Origin of the sequence: Pseudanabaena sp. Chao 1811 (genome assembly GCF_027942295.1) — a bacterium.
Lineage (GTDB): Bacteria > Cyanobacteriota > Cyanobacteriia > Pseudanabaenales > Pseudanabaenaceae > Pseudanabaena.
The window spans coordinates 4008292-4024864 of sequence record NZ_CP101416.1; the positions used below are offsets into that span (position 1 = coordinate 4008292).

General features: G+C 43.4%; 13 protein-coding genes. 8 read left to right on the forward strand and 5 right to left on the reverse strand.

Translation table 11 applies throughout. From position 1 onward, the window contains the following. Nucleotides 1–141: 141 nt before the first annotated feature. From hemH to NMG48_RS18440, 4 genes are all read right to left on the reverse strand, one after another. The gene (hemH, locus tag NMG48_RS18425) at nt 142–1155 is read right to left on the reverse strand and encodes a ferrochelatase (protein ID WP_271252887.1); all 1014 of its coding nucleotides are present in this window, start codon (nt 1153–1155) and stop codon (nt 142–144) included. A gap of 260 nt (nt 1156–1415) precedes the next feature. Next, the gene (locus NMG48_RS18430; RefSeq protein ID WP_271252888.1) at nt 1416–1802 is read right to left on the reverse strand and encodes a response regulator; all 387 of its coding nucleotides are present in this window, start codon (nt 1800–1802) and stop codon (nt 1416–1418) included. Then, a complete protein-coding gene (locus tag NMG48_RS18435) occupies nt 1789–2754 on the reverse strand; it encodes a DUF362 domain-containing protein (protein WP_271252889.1) in 966 nt (321 codons plus the stop codon). Before NMG48_RS18435 ends, NMG48_RS18430 begins: the two co-directional genes overlap by 14 nt. 174 nt (nt 2755–2928) lie before the next feature. After that, nucleotides 2929–5697, reverse strand: coding sequence for a cyclic nucleotide-binding domain-containing protein (locus NMG48_RS18440; protein ID WP_271252890.1), 2769 nt, complete (start codon nt 5695–5697; stop codon nt 2929–2931). Between the two features lie 296 nt (nt 5698–5993). Here NMG48_RS18440 and NMG48_RS18445 point away from each other — a divergent pair, with 296 nt between their 5' ends. The 6 genes from NMG48_RS18445 (at nt 5994) to NMG48_RS18470 (ending at nt 14109) form a co-directional block, all read left to right on the forward strand. After that, nucleotides 5994–7340 carry a CmpA/NrtA family ABC transporter substrate-binding protein gene (locus NMG48_RS18445; RefSeq protein ID WP_271252891.1) on the forward strand — a complete coding sequence of 449 codons (1347 nt, stop codon included), beginning with the start codon at nt 5994–5996 and terminating at the stop codon, nt 7338–7340. A 141-nt stretch (nt 7341–7481) separates the two neighbouring features. Beyond that, nucleotides 7482–9197, forward strand: coding sequence for an iron uptake porin (locus NMG48_RS18450; RefSeq protein WP_271252892.1), 1716 nt, complete (start codon nt 7482–7484; stop codon nt 9195–9197). A gap of 114 nt (nt 9198–9311) precedes the next feature. After that, entirely contained in the window at nt 9312–10154 is an 843-nt protein-coding gene (gene ntrB / locus NMG48_RS18455) for a nitrate ABC transporter permease (RefSeq protein ID WP_271252893.1), read from the forward strand. A gap of 118 nt (nt 10155–10272) precedes the next feature. After that, nucleotides 10273–12270 carry an ABC transporter ATP-binding/substrate-binding protein gene (locus NMG48_RS18460; RefSeq protein ID WP_271252894.1) on the forward strand — a complete coding sequence of 666 codons (1998 nt, stop codon included), beginning with the start codon at nt 10273–10275 and terminating at the stop codon, nt 12268–12270. Nucleotides 12271–12377: 107 nt separating this feature from the next. Further along, complete coding sequence (locus NMG48_RS18465) at nt 12378–13214, forward strand: nitrate ABC transporter ATP-binding protein (RefSeq protein ID WP_271252895.1); 837 nt, start codon at nt 12378–12380, stop codon at nt 13212–13214. After that, nucleotides 13204–14109 carry a DUF6671 family protein gene (locus NMG48_RS18470; protein ID WP_271252896.1) on the forward strand — a complete coding sequence of 302 codons (906 nt, stop codon included), beginning with the start codon at nt 13204–13206 and terminating at the stop codon, nt 14107–14109. The genes NMG48_RS18465 and NMG48_RS18470 overlap by 11 nt, the downstream gene beginning before the upstream one ends. Nucleotides 14110–14148: 39 nt before the next feature. On the opposite strand, the gene NMG48_RS18475 is transcribed toward NMG48_RS18470, so the two are convergent. Continuing rightward, nucleotides 14149–14565, reverse strand: coding sequence for a hypothetical protein (locus NMG48_RS18475; protein WP_271252897.1), 417 nt, complete (start codon nt 14563–14565; stop codon nt 14149–14151). 470 nt (nt 14566–15035) lie between these two features. Between NMG48_RS18475 and NMG48_RS18480 the strand changes: the two genes are divergently transcribed. After that, nucleotides 15036–16100, forward strand: a complete 1065-nt coding sequence (locus tag NMG48_RS18480; RefSeq protein ID WP_271252898.1) for a D-alanine--D-alanine ligase family protein — start codon at nt 15036–15038, stop codon at nt 16098–16100. Continuing rightward, the gene (locus NMG48_RS18485; RefSeq protein WP_271252899.1) at nt 16093–16473 is read left to right on the forward strand and encodes a helix-turn-helix domain-containing protein; all 381 of its coding nucleotides are present in this window, start codon (nt 16093–16095) and stop codon (nt 16471–16473) included. The genes NMG48_RS18480 and NMG48_RS18485 overlap by 8 nt, the downstream gene beginning before the upstream one ends. Nucleotides 16474–16573: the final 100 nt, after the last annotated feature.

The window sequence follows — 16573 nt, forward strand, 5'->3', positions numbered from 1 at the left end:
TTTTACGTTTAGCGTCAGTTGGGGTTAAGCTGGCAAATTTTAAAAACCAAAAGTAAAAACCTTGCGTAGCAAGGCTTTTACTGAGAAGAGAGTTTGCTACGCAAACCCTCTTCTCAAAATTATCCCGAACTCGCGTTACGTTTAAGCAGGAACTGCTGCCATTTTCGTTGTACCGAGAGATTCCATAATCAGCTCAGCGAGATCGTTGATAAAGATTGGGTGGCTATTTAAAGCAGGAACGCGATCGAAATTATGAATGCCTGCTTCTTCAGCAACTTCACGATATTCGATATCAATCTCTTGCAAGGTCTCAATATGTTCAGAGACAAAACTGATGGGAACAACTAAGAGATCCTTAATGCCGCGTTTAGCGAGATTGTGAATTGCTTCTTCGGTATAGGGTTGCAGCCATTCCACAGGACCAACTCGACTTTGGTAGGCGAGGGTATGGGCATTGTAGCGATGATAATCACGACGGATTGCTTTCATGATGCCATCGACACAATTTTCCATTTCCGATTGATAGGGATCATTGTATTCGGTGACATATTTTACAGGCACACCATGAGCACTGAAGAAAATATGTACATTCTCTGGATCGGCAAAGCTTTGTAACTTAGCATCGATCAATTCATTCATGGCGCGAATGTAGCCAGTGCGATCGTACCAAGATTGGATCGTGATGCGTTCGATCGCTTGTAGTTCAGGATCATTTTCCCAGAGGTCATCAAGTTGCTTAATGCTAGAGCCACTGGTGCTGATCGAGTATTGAGGGTATAGAGGCAATACTACAAGGCGAGTAATCCCATCCTGTTTAATTTTGGCGATCGCTTCTGAGGTGTAGGGATGCCAGTAGCGCATACCGACATAAACTTTTGCCTCGATCCCATTACGCTGCAAGACATTTTCGATATTTTCGCCTTGCTCTTCGGTGATTTGCCGTAGAGGTGAACCACCACCAATCATGCGGTAATTTTCTTGACTAATAGGAGCGCGACTAGCAGCAATTAAGGAAGCGATCGGCTTTTGCAAAAAGGGAATCGGCAGGCGAATAATTTCTGGATCGGCGAACAGGTTATACAAGAAAAGGTAGACATCATCTAACTTCTCAGGACCTCCTAAATTTAACAGTAGTACTCCAACACGACCAGACATAAAACAGTTTCCTAAATTTGATGATTTATAAATTTTTGCGATTTGGCAGAAACACAACCAATGGATGTATCTCTGTCGTTTTAATGTGAATAATGCGAATAAATAAGTTTTGAAAAAATATATGGAATTTATTAAATGAAGTTGTAAAGCTTTTTAACTTTAAACTCTCTCTAAATCTTAGTCTAAGTTATATATAACTATAGGCTTTTGTTTTTAGGTTCATTGACAAAAGCAGAGTAGTGGAAAGCACTACCCTGCTTTTATTTCCTGTCTAGCCATTGTTTGACACAGGCTTCTAACAAATCAATATCTAAAGGCTTTGTCAGATAATCATCACAACCCGAAGCGATCGCCGATTCCTTATCACCTTTCATTGCATGAGCAGTTACCGCCACAATCGGAATATTCGATGTGCGATCGCTAGCTTTGAGTTGTCTCGCAATTTCCCAGCCATCGATTTCTGGCAAAGATAGATCAAGCAAAATTAGATCGGGGTGATTTTTTTCTAGCCAATCTAACGCCGCTTGACCATCTTGGATACAGGTGACGTTATAGCCTGAATCTTGAAACACCTGCTCCACCAAAACTTGGTTGTCAGGGGCATCTTCGACCACTAAAATTAGCGGCGGGCTGTTAGGTGCGGGCATAGGTACTAAGCGGTTCTTTGATGAACTTAATATATAGATGTTTAAAGGTTGATCGTACTACTCTCGGTAACTCAAAATCGATCGCCATCATTGTTGTGGGTAATTGCCAGTCAGGGATTTGTAACTGCTCGATCTGATCACCAACAATGTCAATAGCATCTAGATCGCTACATAGTCCTGTACGAATCGAGGCGGCAACCGTTGGCACATCAAGAGGATTCACACCAAGAATCTCTACCATAACGCGATCGAGGGCAAAAACATCACGGGCAGCTGCTAAAACGCCCAACTCTTTTGGCTCACCAGCACTAGGTCCATTGCCCTCATGTCCGACAATACCATCGATGATCGTCAGTTCAGGATTAATTGTGCGTGCTGTCTCAATTAGCATTTGTGCGAAACGATTCACATCCTTACCTGCTTCCATATGCCACCAAGCTTTCATTTTTCCTGGTACACAGCCAAAAAGATTTTTCACGCCGAGGGTAAGGGTGAGCTGCATGTGCGATTTTACTTTAGGCAAATTGATCACCACATCCGCATCCATCGCTTCTTTGCTAAGGCGCAGATTATGTAGCTCTCCTTCCCCCTCCGTTTCGTAGCGCTTGCCATGAAACTCTACGATGGGAATTCCTAATTCTTCTGCAAGGGGTAATAACCCATTGGCTTTGGCAATTCCTTTGACACTACCAAAGGCAGGGCTATCACCTAAAAATGGCTTACCACCAGCATCGATCACCATCTTGGCAACGCAATATACCAATTCAGGGCGGGTGGTGCATTCTTTGGTAGGACGTGAGCCTGTAAGTAAATTGGGCTTGAGGAGAACGCGATCGCCTGCTTTGACGATGCTGGACATACCTCCTAGGGGTGCAAGTACAGCCTCTAGAGCCTGCATAAGCGATGCAATTTCATAGCTAGAGGTATGTAAAAGACTAACAGTTGGTTTCATGAAGATTTCTAGAAGGTTGTTGGTCAGCAAATTGCTTAGAATTACTTAAAAATATAGCCTAAAACCCAGATTGTTATGCCCCCTGCTATTCTGGCATCACAACAATTTGGGGTAGTCCTAAAAAAATGGTAAGGATGGGCGGCGCGAAGCGCCGCCCATCCTTACCATTGGTATTTACTCTCTACTGAGGAGGGTTTTAAGACGAATACTCTCTAGTTCTAAGACCTTTAGGGCTAAACTGCGATCGCGCTCCATAAGATCATCAAAGGTATCAACAGGAATCGCTAAAACCCTAGTTGGTGAAGATTTTGCTGTAATTGTACCTGTCAAATTAGTATGAGTTAACACTTCTAATTCATCTAAAACTTTCCCTGATACAAGATTTGAGATAGTTTCGGATTGATCCGCACGGATGATCCTAATTTCCACATTGCCCTCAATTAGCAGTAGCAACTCTCGACAAGTATCGCCAGCCTCAGTAATATGTTCATTCTCTAGATATGATTTGACATAGGCGCGATCGCTTAACTCGATCAAAATTTCATTTTCAAGAGAATGGAAAAAGTCACTATTGAATAGATATACCACTCGTTCTAATTTCTCAAAATTCGCCAAAGACAAGGAGTGCGTACTCTTGAGAATTAAGGTGATCATTTCTTGAACTAAGGGATGCTGACTTTCGATTTCAACCGCCGCAACTCGACTCGCTGCAAAGTCTAAAATCTGCAATAAATACAAGCTCACGGCTTGAATTAAAGGGTTTGGTTCTTGTAGCAGATCCGTTAGGGTATCAACCACCTCAGAAACAGCGATCGCCACTGAGCAAGTCATATTTTCTGATGATAGCCTCAGTAAGTTGATCTGGGTTGACGGGATTTTGTGAAACCAAACGGAATTGGGTTCTTCGAGGATATCTCCCAAAACAGTAGGTGAGAGCTTACCCAAATTACTGGCAATCTCATTACCTTCAGAGGTATTGAGACTAGCAATCGCTTCTAATAGAGCTAGCACCAAAATCCTCTTTTTACGGGAGATTGCCTCTAGTAATAGTGAGACGGCAGGACGATGTTCTAAGAGGCAAGGTTGATTGAGGTTGTGGTAAGACTGCAATAGCTGGGCAAGGCGATCGAGATAGAAATAGGACTTTTGCTTTAGAGACGCATCGTGATCAAAGCCTTGGGTAATTTCTTGTTCCTCCGTAGGCGTGATGTTATAGGTTTGAGCCAATTGCCGTGAGGCAGTATTAGCATCTAGATTTTGGAGATAAACCAAGCGCTCAAGAGCCTTGCGATAACCCGAAATGCGGACTAAGTTCTCAAGGTTGCGCTGGCGATTAGGATCGAGAAGTTGGGGATCTTCTACACCTAGTTCTTCGAGAAGATTACGGTGTTCGGTATCCGAAATATCTAACTCTGTGCGTAATTGCCTTAACAGTTCCAAACTACTAGCAGAATTGGTATAACCCTCTTCCAAAGATTCGCGCAGTACCCCTTTATAAGCTTCATAGCGCTTTTGCTTGGTAAATCCTGGTAACACCTTTGCCAACACATAGACCTCATGGGGATTGAGATCATCCACATCGCGATCGCTAAAGTATTGGTTAAGGGGGAAATTCATCTTCAATAACTGTTTGCGGAATCTACCAGCCAAGCCTTCCCTTGCATAGAGTTCAGGATCACGCTTGAGGGTACGAGCTAACCACAAAGTACTGACTAAGACCATCAATACATCAATGGTTTCTTGGAAAAAGTTGGGTAGTAGGCGAATGAAAGGACGACCACCAAAAATAAAAAATAGATTGAAAGCAATAAAGGTAGTGACACTAAATAAGTGATGGCGAATCTGTAAATTAGAAGTTTTTTGTTTAGAGAAAAGGAGATAGGAACGATAAAGACGTTCGCTCAGAGTGCCAAAGATATAGCCTAGTCCTGTAAATAAGCCCAAGGTTAGCGGTACGGCTAGAATTTTGGGTATAGGAATCGCTTGATTGTATAGATAAAATCCAGAGGATAGTAATTGTTGAATGGAGTTGCCCTCCATCGCCCAAGCCCCTGAAAAGTAGTAGTCCCAACTGCCTGCATAGAGGTAGTAATAAAAGAAATAGCCCACTACTAACCCTAGATAGCAGTAGTAAAGAAATTGGGTTTCAGACTTCTCAATACCATCCCAATAGGAACGCTCAGAATCGATATCGATACAAGGATTTTGGCAGGCAACACAGGCACTCTGTTCTTTGCCCTCATTGGTAATCGTGCGACACATTGATTGAGTAATTGGCACTTCGCTCATATGTGCCTTAGTCGCCAATAGAGCCGATGGTTCCGCATAGATTTTCTGGACAGGAGCCATCGGGCAGAAGTAATTACACCAAGTCTTACCGCCATAGAGATAGCCGACGGTGATAGCTGCGGCGATCGTCATCATTAGCCATAAACCTAAAGCGATCGCATTGCCATTAATAAACAAAATCCGACTACATAAACCGATAAATAATAGTCCAAACTGAAGATATAGATAATTTTTACCTATCCAAGAATCCTTTTTGACTTTAGGAATTTCATAACGAACTTTCCCTGTTTTGCTATCAATTCTTTTGATTTGTCTTTGCCATCCTAAAGCACGAGGAATTTGTGATAGGAAGGATAAAGGACAAATCCGCCGCCATAGCTCATGCCCCAATACCAATAAGATAAAAATAGCGCTAGGCACAACTATGCCCCAAAATATTGGTGCGCCAAGGGGATAAGGTTGCAATTCCAAACAATTATTTTGGACAGATATGCAATCTTCGGGCTTGATGCGAAAAGGACTCCAAGTTTGATTTGGAGTTGTAATTAAATGAGAAATCGGGTCATAAAAGAGGGAAGCAATGAGAAGTAACCAAGCACAGGTTAACACCCAACGTACTTTTCGTATTTGCTGCTCAGATATGTTGTAAAACATGGCTTTTTGTTGTTGATTTGAATTAGGGGCTTAATTAGGACGACTGATTAGGTTTATTTATCTAACTAATCTATGGCTTTTATTTCTAAAAGCTATATTTAGCGGGCATGGGAGCATAATTGGGGCGAAATTAGCATGGCAACTATATAGAACAACCTATAGTTCACCTTATCAAGAAAATGCATAGATTAAAACTTATCTTTATTATAAGAATAATAGACTTTACTCTATTTGCCCTTCACTCTAAGATACCAATAGAGATAAATCAATCGTTCTTGCGAATCAATTAATAAGTTATGTCTAATTTAAAAAACAACATTTCACGGCGACGATTTATAGCTACGGCTGGAGCTACTGCTCTTAGTTCAGTACTTCTCAAAGGATGTCTTGGTAACCCTCCCGAAGATACCCCAACTATAAGTTCTGCTAATGCTACTAAAATAAACTTGCCCCCTGATCAAGTACCTGAGACAACTAAGGTGAGACTGGGCTATCTACCAATTGTTGAAGCAGCACCGTTAATTATTGCCAAAGAGAAGGGATTCTTTGCGAAATATGGCATGACTGATGTAGAAATCTCCAAACAAGCCAACTGGGGAGCCGCTAGAGATAACGTCAAAATTGGTTCCTCCGCAGGTGGTATCGATGGTGGTCAATGGCAAATGCCAATGCCCTATTTGATTTCCGAGGGAATTATCACCGATAACCTCAAAATCCCTATGTATGTACTGTTGCAGTTAAATACACATGGTAATGCGATCGCGATCGCCGATAAGCACAAAAACAAGGGATTAACCCTGAAAATCGATAAAGCCAAGGAATTCTTTGATAAGACTAAGTCTGAAGGCGCGAAGTTCAAGGCTGCTTACACCTTCCCCAAAGCAAATCAAGAATTCTGGATTCGTTACTGGCTAGCGGCAAATGGAATCGATCCTGATGCTGATGTCGAATTGTTGACTGTTCCTGCGGCGCAAACCGTAGCCAACATGAAAACTGGCACGATGGATGCCTTCAGCACAGGTGACCCTTGGCCCTATCGCATCGTCAAAGAGAAGATTGGCTTCATCCCTGCCCTCACCGCCGAAATTTGGAAGGGACATCCTGAAGAATATTTAGCGATGCGTGCAGACTGGGTAGATAAGCATCCTAAGGCAACCAAATCTTTGCTTAAGGCAATTATGGAAGCCCAGCAATGGTGTGATAACTTCGATAATCGGAAAGAGCTTGTCCAAATAGTTGCTGCCAACAACTACTTTGGCGTATCCCCTGAAATCCTCTTAGATCCGATGATGGGCAAGTACGATATGGGCGATGGACGAGTGATTGACGACAAGAGTCTAGCTCCTCTGTATTGGAAAGATGCTAAGGGCAATGTCTCCTATCCATATCAAAGCCATGACCTCTGGTTCATCACTGAGAGTGTGCGTTGGGGCTTCTTACCAAAGGAATCTCTTGCAACTGCAAAAAATTTAATTAAGAAGGTCAATCGTGAAGATCTCTGGCGTGAAGCTGCTAAAGAAGCAGGTTTCTCGGATATTCCTCCTAGCACCTCTCGCGGTATTGAGGAATTCTTTGATGGGACAAAGTTCGATCCCGAAAATCCCCAAGCCTATCTCGATAGCCTGAAGATCAAGAAGGTATAGGTTAAAGAAGTAATTCAAAGACTTCTACAAACCTTCAACAGGTCTAGGGTAACAAGCCAATTGGAACAAATTAAAAATATTGTGTGAGGAAAATTAATTTTGAAACTTTATACTAATAGCCTCAGATTACTTCTACTAAGCGTGCCATTATCATTAAGCGCGATATCGTTATCGGCAGAGGCAAACCCTACAAATCCTTCAACTACATTCACTGAAACAAAAACTACTGCTAGCACTGAAACGCCTGTAATAGAGACTGCTTCTATTCCTGCAATTTCTAGCGAACCTCAACTGAAAGCGATCGCTAACGATCCAATTGCTCAGAATGTCACATCAGTTTCTCAACTATCAGATGTGCGTCCTACGGATTGGGCTTTTACCGCCTTACAATCACTAGTTGAGCGTTATGGTTGCATCGCAGGCTATCCTGATCGCACATTTCGCGGCAAGCAAGCAACCTCGCGCTATGAGTTTGCGGCTGGTTTAAATGCTTGTCTTGACAAAATCAATGAGATTATTTCGGCAGGATTAGCGGACAAGGTCAGTAAAGAAGACCTCACAACTTTACAAAAGCTTCAAGAGGAATTTGCAGCCGAACTCGCAACCCTCCGTGGTCGAGTTGATGCCCTTGATACAAAAACCGCCAAACTAGAAGCGCAACAGTTCTCCACGACAACCAAACTGAGCGGCGAAGCGATTTTCAGTGTATCGGGTGCAACAGGAGCAAATCCTAATAACGGTGGCACAAACACTAATATTGTTTTTAATAACCGTGTCCGTCTGAATTTATTGACTAGCTTCTCTGGTAAGGACTTATTGATTACGGGATTGCAAGCTACAAATATCAACAGTCTGGCTGCACCTTTAGGTTATGCCGATCCCCTTGGTAGTTCTAGTAATGTTCGGTTGGGATTTGAGAATCAATTCCTCAACTTCAATCCTTCTAACTCCAATACTTCAGCCGCTAACTCGGTTAACCTTTACAAGCTACTTTATATTTTCCCTGTAGCTGATAAGTTGACGATGTTCGCAGGTTCTAATGCGGAAGTTTCTGATGCTTTCCCAGCGATCAGTCCTTTTGCTAGTGAAGGTCAAGGCTCTATCTCCCGTTTTGGTCAAGGGTTAAATGCTGCTACCCGTGTATCTGGAGGTACATCTGGTACGGGTCTAGCTGCGGCTGTTGGTTTCATCTGGACTCCCTCCGATAAGGTTGATTTTCGAGCTTTATACGGCAGTGTTAACTCGGCGATCCCTGCTAACAATCCCAATACTTTGCTTGGTGCAGGTTTCTTTGGTGGTAGTACCGTTGCTGCTGCTCAGTTAACCCTCAAACCTACTTCCAATCTAGATATTGGACTCAACTATGCCAATAGCTATCACCAGATCAATATCTTGGGAACTGGCCTAGCTTCCGCAGACATTGGGGCAATTAATGGAGGCGTACTAGCTGACCCTATCAAAATGAATTCTATCGGTTCAACTTTGACATGGCGAATTACTCCCAAGATTGCCTTTAATCTATCTGGCGCATGGATCTTTTCCAATCTTACTAATAAGGATGCTTCCACAACCTTTACTAGTTGGATGACTGGATTCCATTTTAGTGATGTCTTTAAGGAAGGCAACACGGCTGGTATTCTCTTTGGTCAGCCTCTAGCACGTAATGCAGTTGGTGGTATTGCTACAATTCCAGCTGGCGCTACTGCAACTCCATACCATTTAGAAGGTTATTTCAATTTTAAGTTGTCTAACAATATCAGTATTACCCCAGGTGTATTCTTTGTGTTTAATCCAGAGGGTATCAATAATGCACCTACAGCAACAGTTGGTGTAGTTCGGACAACATTTACGTTCTAAGACTTTTTATCTTTGACGGTTTATAAGCTATTCAAGATAGCTTATAAACCGTGGTTACGAAGAATAACTTTAATTAATCATCAACATACAGTAAAGAGCAGGAGCAGCAAGTTTATGGCAGCAAGTATTGGTAATCGTAACGGTAGCTTTGGGCGATCGCTATCAAAATTTTGGGAAAAGAATGCTCAGAATTGGGCGCTCCCAATTGTTGGAATTCTTGGATTTCTCATTGTTTGGCAACTGCTTACTTGGACTGGTTTACTCAAGTTGCCCGGTCCTTGGGATATCATGGCTGAAAAGTCCACTCGTAACCTATTGCTTTATCCATTCTTTGATCGCGGTGGTACTGATAAAGGACTATTCTGGCAGACTCTCGCTAGCTTTGAGCGTGTTGCAAAGGGCTACTCAATCGCAGCGATCGTGGGTATTAGTGTAGGGATTTTAGTTGGCACTAATGCGGTTATTGATAAAGCGCTCGATCCATTGTTCCAATTTTTGCGAACAGTACCTCCTCTTGCGTGGGTTCCGATCGCACTTGCTGCTCTCCGTCAAAACGAACCTGCCGCATTATTCGTTATCTTCATCACTGCTGTTTGGCCGATCCTGTTAAATACTGCTGTTGGCGTTAAGCAAATTCCCCAAGACTATCGCAACGTTTCGCGAGTACTGCAACTTTCTAAGCAAAAGTACTTCTTCAAGATTTTGATTCCTTCGGCATTGCCCTATATCTTCACTGGTTTACGTATTTCCATCGGTCTCGCATGGCTGGCAATTATTGCTGCGGAAATCATCATGTCAGGTATTGTTGGTATCGGCTTCTTCATCTGGAACTCCTACACCAATGACAAGGTGGGTGAAGTTATCTTGGCTCTGGTATACATCGGTGCTGTTGGCTTGATTCTTGATCGCGCCGTTGCATGGCTCCAAAATGTAATTTTGCCTGAAGAACAGAAGTAGTACCCCCCTTAGTCCCCCCTTGAAAGGGGGGAGAAAAGAAATCTTATTCCCTCCCCTTTCAAGGTGAGGGTTAGGGAGGGGTTAAAAAAGTTTTATAAAACGAATGGAGAATTTTAAAATGCAGGATTTTGTTTTAGTCGATCAGGTAGAGAGAACATTTCCCTTAGGCGGTGGAAAAGAATATATTGCCCTCAAAGGAATTGACCTCCAAATAAGAAAAGGTGAATTTATCTCTCTCATCGGTCACTCTGGTTGTGGCAAGTCCACCTTGCTAAACATGATTGCAGGTTTGGACTTACCCAGTGGCGGCGTGGTCATGCTCGAAGATGAGCGCGTAACTCGTCCCGGTCCCGATCGCATGGTGGTATTTCAAAACTATTCGCTCTTGCCTTGGCTATCGGTGCGCGAAAATGTGGCTCTTGCCGTTGACGAAGTGCTTTCCCATTTGCCCAAGGGTGAGCGTCATGATTTAGTTGAGCGCTATGTCAACATGGTGGGACTTGCCCATGCGATCGATAAGCCGCCCACCCAGCTATCAGGTGGGATGCGCCAGCGGGTAGCGATCGCTCGTGCTTTAGCTGTTCGTCCGAAATTGCTACTCCTTGATGAACCCTTTGGAGCGTTGGATGCGCTGACTCGCGGTAACTTGCAAGAGAAGTTGATGCAGATCTGTAATGAAGACCAGATCACCGCCGTAATGGTTACCCACGATGTCGATGAAGCTGTATTACTTAGCGATCGCATTGTGATGTTGACCAATGGACCTGCCTCGAAAATTGGCAATATCCTCGAAGTGGATATTCCCCGTCCCCGTCAACGCATGGAAGCGGTCAATCATCCTAGTTACTACAGCCTTCGTAGTGAAATCATTTACTTCTTGAACCAACAAAAGCGTGTCAAGAAGTTGAATGCTCGCAAGGTTACCACTGTAGCAAAACATGGTTTGGAAAAAGTCAACCTCGAAATCGGCTTTGTTCCCTTAACTGCCTGTGCGCCGATCGCTGTCGCTAAGGAAAAAGGCTTCTTTGAAAAGCATGGTCTGGATGAAGTTTCCCTCGTTCGTGAAACCAGTTGGCGCGGCATTGTTGATGGTATTTCTGGCGGCTATCTTGATGCGGCGCAAATGCCTTCAGGTTTACCAATGTGGCTCACCCTCGGTGGTGCTGGCGCTTGCAAGCCCATCGTCACGGCTCTAACCATGACCCGCAACGGTAACGCCATTACCCTCGATAAGCATTTCTACGATCGCGGCATTCATACCCTCGCCGATTTCAAAGCGATGTTGCAAAGTACTCGCGATCGTCAACACCGCATGGGTGTAGTCCATCCCTCATCAATGCACAATCTCCTGCTCCGTTATTGGCTTGCCGCAGGTGGCATCGACCCCGATCTCGATGTGGAACTCAAAACCATTCCTCCTGCCCAAATGGTTGTTGACCTCAAAGCAGGTAGTATCGATGGATTCTGCGTTGGCGAACCTTGGAACTTCCGAGCCGCCATGGAAAATATCGGCTTCACCGTGGCAACTGACCTCGAAATCTGGAATGGTCACCCCGGGAAAGTTCTTGGTGTTCGAGAAGACTGGGCAAATGCCTATCCCAACACCCATATCGCTCTCGTTAAGGCATTGCTAGAAGCTTGCATGTACTGTGCTGATCCCAATAATGCTGAAGAGATCCGCCAGATTCTTTCCCGTCGCGCCTATGTCAGCACCAATGTTAATTACATCCATTTGGGCAACCCTGATGATGTCACCTGTGCGCTTGACACCCCCATGCGCGAACCTGCTCACCACCAGTTCTATGGTGCTGGTGTTAACCGCCCGAGCCGTTCGGAGCATCTCTGGCACATTACCCAGATGGCGCGTTGGGGCGATGTTCCCTTCCCTCGTAACTGGGTAGAAGTATTAGAGAAAACCTGTCGCGTCGGCGTATTTAGTACCGCCGCCCGTGAGTTGGGTCTAACAGACATCACCTACAGCCGCAATGCAATTCAACTCTTTGATGATATTCCCTTTAATGCTGAAGATCCCATTGGCTATCTCAACCATCTAGACATTAAGCGCAATATCACGATGGCAGAAATTGCGATGGAATCAGTACGAATGGTTGCTTAGTTCCTTTCAACTAGACCAAAATGATGGGTTACGCGATCGCTAACCCATCCTACGTTTAACAACCTACTTACTTTCACAACCAATTTTTCAAAGAGAGCAAAAAGAACATGACCCAAACCATTCTCGAACATACAAACCAAATCGCCCAAATCCCCCCTCAAGAATCTTTCCTTCGCATTGAAAATGTTTCCAAGATTTATCCTACGCCCAAGGGTGAATATGTTGTTCTTAAGGATGTCAATCTGCATATCCAAGAAGGCGAATTTATTTGTTTGATTGGTCACTCTGGCTGCGGCAAATCAACGCTCTTGAACATGGTGGGTGGCTTCTCCAAACCATCCATTGGCGAAGTAACAGTTAATGGCAAACTAATTACCAAACCAGGTCCCGATCGCATGGTGGTGTTTCAAGGCTACGCGCTATTACCTTGGCTAACGGTTTACGAAAATGTCATGCTTGCCGTTGACTCCGTTAACCCCAATCTCTCTAAGAGCGAAAAAAATGATATCGTGCGTCATCACCTCGCTATGGTGGGCTTGAGTGAAGCTGCGGAGAAAAAGCCAACCCAAATTTCAGGGGGGATGAAGCAACGGGTATCGATCGCTAGAGCCTTGGCAATCCGTCCTGAAGTTCTCATCCTTGATGAACCCTTTGGCGCATTAGACGCAATTACCAAAGAGGAACTGCAAGAGGAACTATTACAAATTTGGACAGAGCATCGCTGCACAGTATTGATGATTACTCACGATATTGATGAAGCGCTCTTCCTAGCCGATCGCCTAGTGATGATGACCAACGGGCCTGCGGCGAATATTGGTGAAATCATGCGGATTCCTTTCCCTCGTCCTCGCGATCGCGCCCAAATCATGGAAGATCCTTTATATTATGATCTCAGAAATACGGCTCTAGACTTTCTATACAACCGTTTTGCCCATGATGAGTAATGCTCTCACTCCTAGCCCCTCTCCGAATAAGAGAGGGGAACAAGACCATCGGATCGAGTTTGCGGATCGCCTTGCGGTAATTGCAACAATGCACCGTAAAGAATTAGCGATCGCCCCAATTCTCCAAACATCATTAGGAGTTAAAGTTACCGTACCGCAGAATTTTGACAGCGATCGCTTTGGTACATTTACCCGCGATATTGAGCGTCCTGCCAATCAAATTGAAACTGCAAAAATTAAGGCTGAGAAAGCTTTAGAGATAATTGATGCAAATATAGCGATCGCCAGTGAAGGTAGTTTCTTTCCCCATCCCATCTTAGGACTTCCCTACAATCGTGAAATAGTTTTACTACTAGATAAAAAACATGATTTCACCGTTTATGGAGAAGCAATCTCCACCGATACAAACTTTCGTTATCAAGAAATTTCTAGCTATGATCAAGCCTACGAATTTGCTCTCAAAATAGGCTTTCCCGATCATGCAGTTGTATTGATGCCCGATGCTCAAACTTCTGCCAAGGAAACTATTTTTAAAGGCATTAATTCGGAAAATTTGTTGAGGAATACAGTTAGGGAACTGCTAAATATATCATCAACAATTCACATTGAAACTGATATGCGAGCGCTCTATAATCCCACGCGCATGAAAAATATTGCGAAGGCAACTGAAGATCTGGTTCGGAAGCTAGGGCAACTTTGCCCCAATTGCAATTTTGTGAATTTCGATGTAGTAGAAAAACTAAAGGGCTTACCCTGTCAGTTTTGTAATTTACCAACTCAATCTACTCGCGCTCATTTGTATCAATGCTCTCGTTGTAAATTTCAGCGAGAGCAAATATTCCCTGAGGGAAAACAATTCGCCGATCCGATGCATTGCTCCTATTGCAATCCTTGAAACTAATCAACAAGAAGTGTCAAGCACTTCTTGTTGATTTTAACTATCTCCATAACTGATTGCTCCTGTGTAGAGATATCCATAGAAAGCCGCAACAGCGATCGCTATACTCACTCCTACTAGCCAAGGTCGGATATTTTTTGGCGCTTTCCCCACAATTTGTTCTCCCATAATCCATCCCAAATATCCACCAAATAAAGCGCCGTAGAGAGGCATATGGATAAAGTTATTGTACCAACCATATTTAGCATTTGCACCTTGGCTCAAGTTCCATACAGTGCCTAAAATGCCTGTAGCCACAACAGTTCCCCATAATGCACCTAGACAATTCCATTTTGTTTTGTAAAACTTTAATGAGCGATAAACGACAAAGTTAATCACAAAAATCAAGCAGGAAAGAAGTACTAAACCTACTGATAAATTAATCAAAACAGAGAAAATTGCAAAACCAAACATAGCTGTTTCCAATCGTCAGGTACATTTTGAGCAGAAAACAAATCGATCGCATTGAGCTAATTATTGTTAAGCATCCAGTCTAGTTCTGAGATTTCGAGATTGCCATAAGTATCTGGTTGCAAATTAGCAACTTTCAACATTTGCCTCCTAATTTTAACGTGAGCTCGATAACGCCATTTGCGCGGCGCTTTGCGCCGCACAAATGGCGAAAAATGGTAAAAATCGCTTAGCGATTTTTACCATTTTTCGCCTTCGTCGAACTGACGTTAATTTTATTGCTATAGCAAGCGCAAGGTTACTTAGAACATAAAATAACAAATGCAAGTAGCGGCGCTACTTGCATTTGGGGTTATCTATCTCTTTCGTTGCTATATTACCTAAAATCATCACCTAAAAAACTAATGTCATGACTTTGAGGTAAAGTATTCAATACTTAAGTTTTAACGTCAGCTTGACGAGGGTGTTTACTGATGACGGGTGTGATAGATTTAAAGGCAAAATCTCCTCTTTATGTCGGTTTGCTATTTGGTGGACAGTCAGGTGAACATGATGTCTCCATCACATCGGCAAAAGCGATCGCCTCCGCCCTCAGTCAAAACTCACGTTATCAATTACAGCCATTTTATATTCAACGCGATGGCACATGGCGCAGTCCTGATATATCCCAGCAGGTTTTAGAATCTGGCAAAGCCTTACAGGATTCAGAATTATTAACCAATGCTGCTTTTTTCTTGCCGACGGAAGTACAGCAAGTCGATCTCTGGTTTCCAGTCCTACATGGACCAAATGGCGAGGATGGTACGGTACAGGGACTATTACAATTGATGCACAAGCCCTACGTGGGTAATGGGGTGCTTGCCTCATCAGTGGGAATGGATAAGATCGCAATGAAGGCAATTTTTGCAAATGCGGGTTTACCGCAGGTCAAGTATGTAGCGCTAAATCGTTGGCAATGGCAACAGGATGAGCTAGCTTGGAGTGAGCATATTGAAGCCACGCTCGGTTATCCCTGCTTTGTGAAGCCTTCTAATCTTGGCTCGTCGGTGGGGATTTCTAAGGTGCGCGATCGCCAACAGCTAAAAGATGCGATCGCTAGTGCCACTAGCTATGATCCACGCATCATCATTGAGCAAGGCGTAACAGCTCGTGAGATCGAATGTGCTGTCCTTGGTAATGAGCAACCCCAAGCTTCAGCGATCGGTGAGATTACTTTCACTAGCGATTTCTACGATTACGAAACTAAGTACACCGCAGGTAAGGCGGATCTAATTATCCCTAGCAAGTTGCCTGATAACGTAACTCAAGCAGTCCAGTCAATGGCAGTAAAAGCTTTTCAAACGGTAGCAGGTTCAGGTCTAGCCAGAGTTGATTTCTTCTATGTGGAAGCGACGGGAACTGTATTAATCAATGAGATTAATACTTTCCCAGGGTTTACTGCGCTGAGTATGTATCCCAAATTGTGGGAGTACTCTGGTATTCCTTTTACAGAATTATGCGATCGGCTTGTAGAGTTGGCACTAGAGAAACATGCTTAAGGAAGGATCTCTATTAGCAGACATTCAACCCATTACCATTGAAGAAGAAAATGATTGCTCTTTAAGCATAGTTGAAAGTCTGCTAGCTGAAGAGAATCTATCGCCAGAGCAAGAACAGATATTGCGACTTTTGGTGACATTGATTGAAAAATTTGAAGAAGAACATTATCAGTTAGCAGTTTCAACACCTCATTCTATCTTGTTACATCTAATGGAAGAGAGAGGATTGAGACAGGCTGATCTTGTAGGGATAATTGGCTCTCGTGGGGTAGTTTCTGAAGTTGTTAATGGCAAAAGACCTATCAGCAAAAGCCAAGCTAAGTCACTTGGAGATTTCTTCCATGTCGATCCAAGCTTGTTTATTAATTTTTAGCACATTACTCAAAATCAAACATTTGGTTTTAAAATCAATCATTTTCCGTTAACGTTATACATTTATATTGCCAGATGTTTGATTTGCTCAAAATGTTTGA

Bases quoted from the DNA above. Each gene is read 5' to 3' on its own strand.
- NMG48_RS18470 (WP_271252896.1), top strand. From the start codon at position 13,204: ATGATGAGTAATGCTCTCACTCCTAGCCCCTCTCCGAATAAGAGAGGG.
- NMG48_RS18445 (WP_271252891.1), top strand. From the start codon at position 5,994: ATGTCTAATTTAAAAAACAACATTTCACGGCGACGATTTATAGCTACG.
- NMG48_RS18430 (WP_271252888.1), bottom strand. From the start codon at position 1,802: ATGCCCGCACCTAACAGCCCGCCGCTAATTTTAGTGGTCGAAGATGCC.
- NMG48_RS18480 (WP_271252898.1), top strand. From the start codon at position 15,036: ATGACGGGTGTGATAGATTTAAAGGCAAAATCTCCTCTTTATGTCGGT.
- NMG48_RS18460 (WP_271252894.1), top strand. From the start codon at position 10,273: ATGCAGGATTTTGTTTTAGTCGATCAGGTAGAGAGAACATTTCCCTTA.
- NMG48_RS18475 (WP_271252897.1), bottom strand. From the start codon at position 14,565: ATGTTTGGTTTTGCAATTTTCTCTGTTTTGATTAATTTATCAGTAGGT.
- NMG48_RS18435 (WP_271252889.1), bottom strand. From the start codon at position 2,754: ATGAAACCAACTGTTAGTCTTTTACATACCTCTAGCTATGAAATTGCA.
- NMG48_RS18465 (WP_271252895.1), top strand. From the start codon at position 12,378: ATGACCCAAACCATTCTCGAACATACAAACCAAATCGCCCAAATCCCC.
- hemH (WP_271252887.1), bottom strand. From the start codon at position 1,155: ATGTCTGGTCGTGTTGGAGTACTACTGTTAAATTTAGGAGGTCCTGAG.
- NMG48_RS18485 (WP_271252899.1), top strand. From the start codon at position 16,093: ATGCTTAAGGAAGGATCTCTATTAGCAGACATTCAACCCATTACCATT.
- ntrB (WP_271252893.1), top strand. From the start codon at position 9,312: ATGGCAGCAAGTATTGGTAATCGTAACGGTAGCTTTGGGCGATCGCTA.
- NMG48_RS18440 (WP_271252890.1), bottom strand. From the start codon at position 5,697: ATGTTTTACAACATATCTGAGCAGCAAATACGAAAAGTACGTTGGGTG.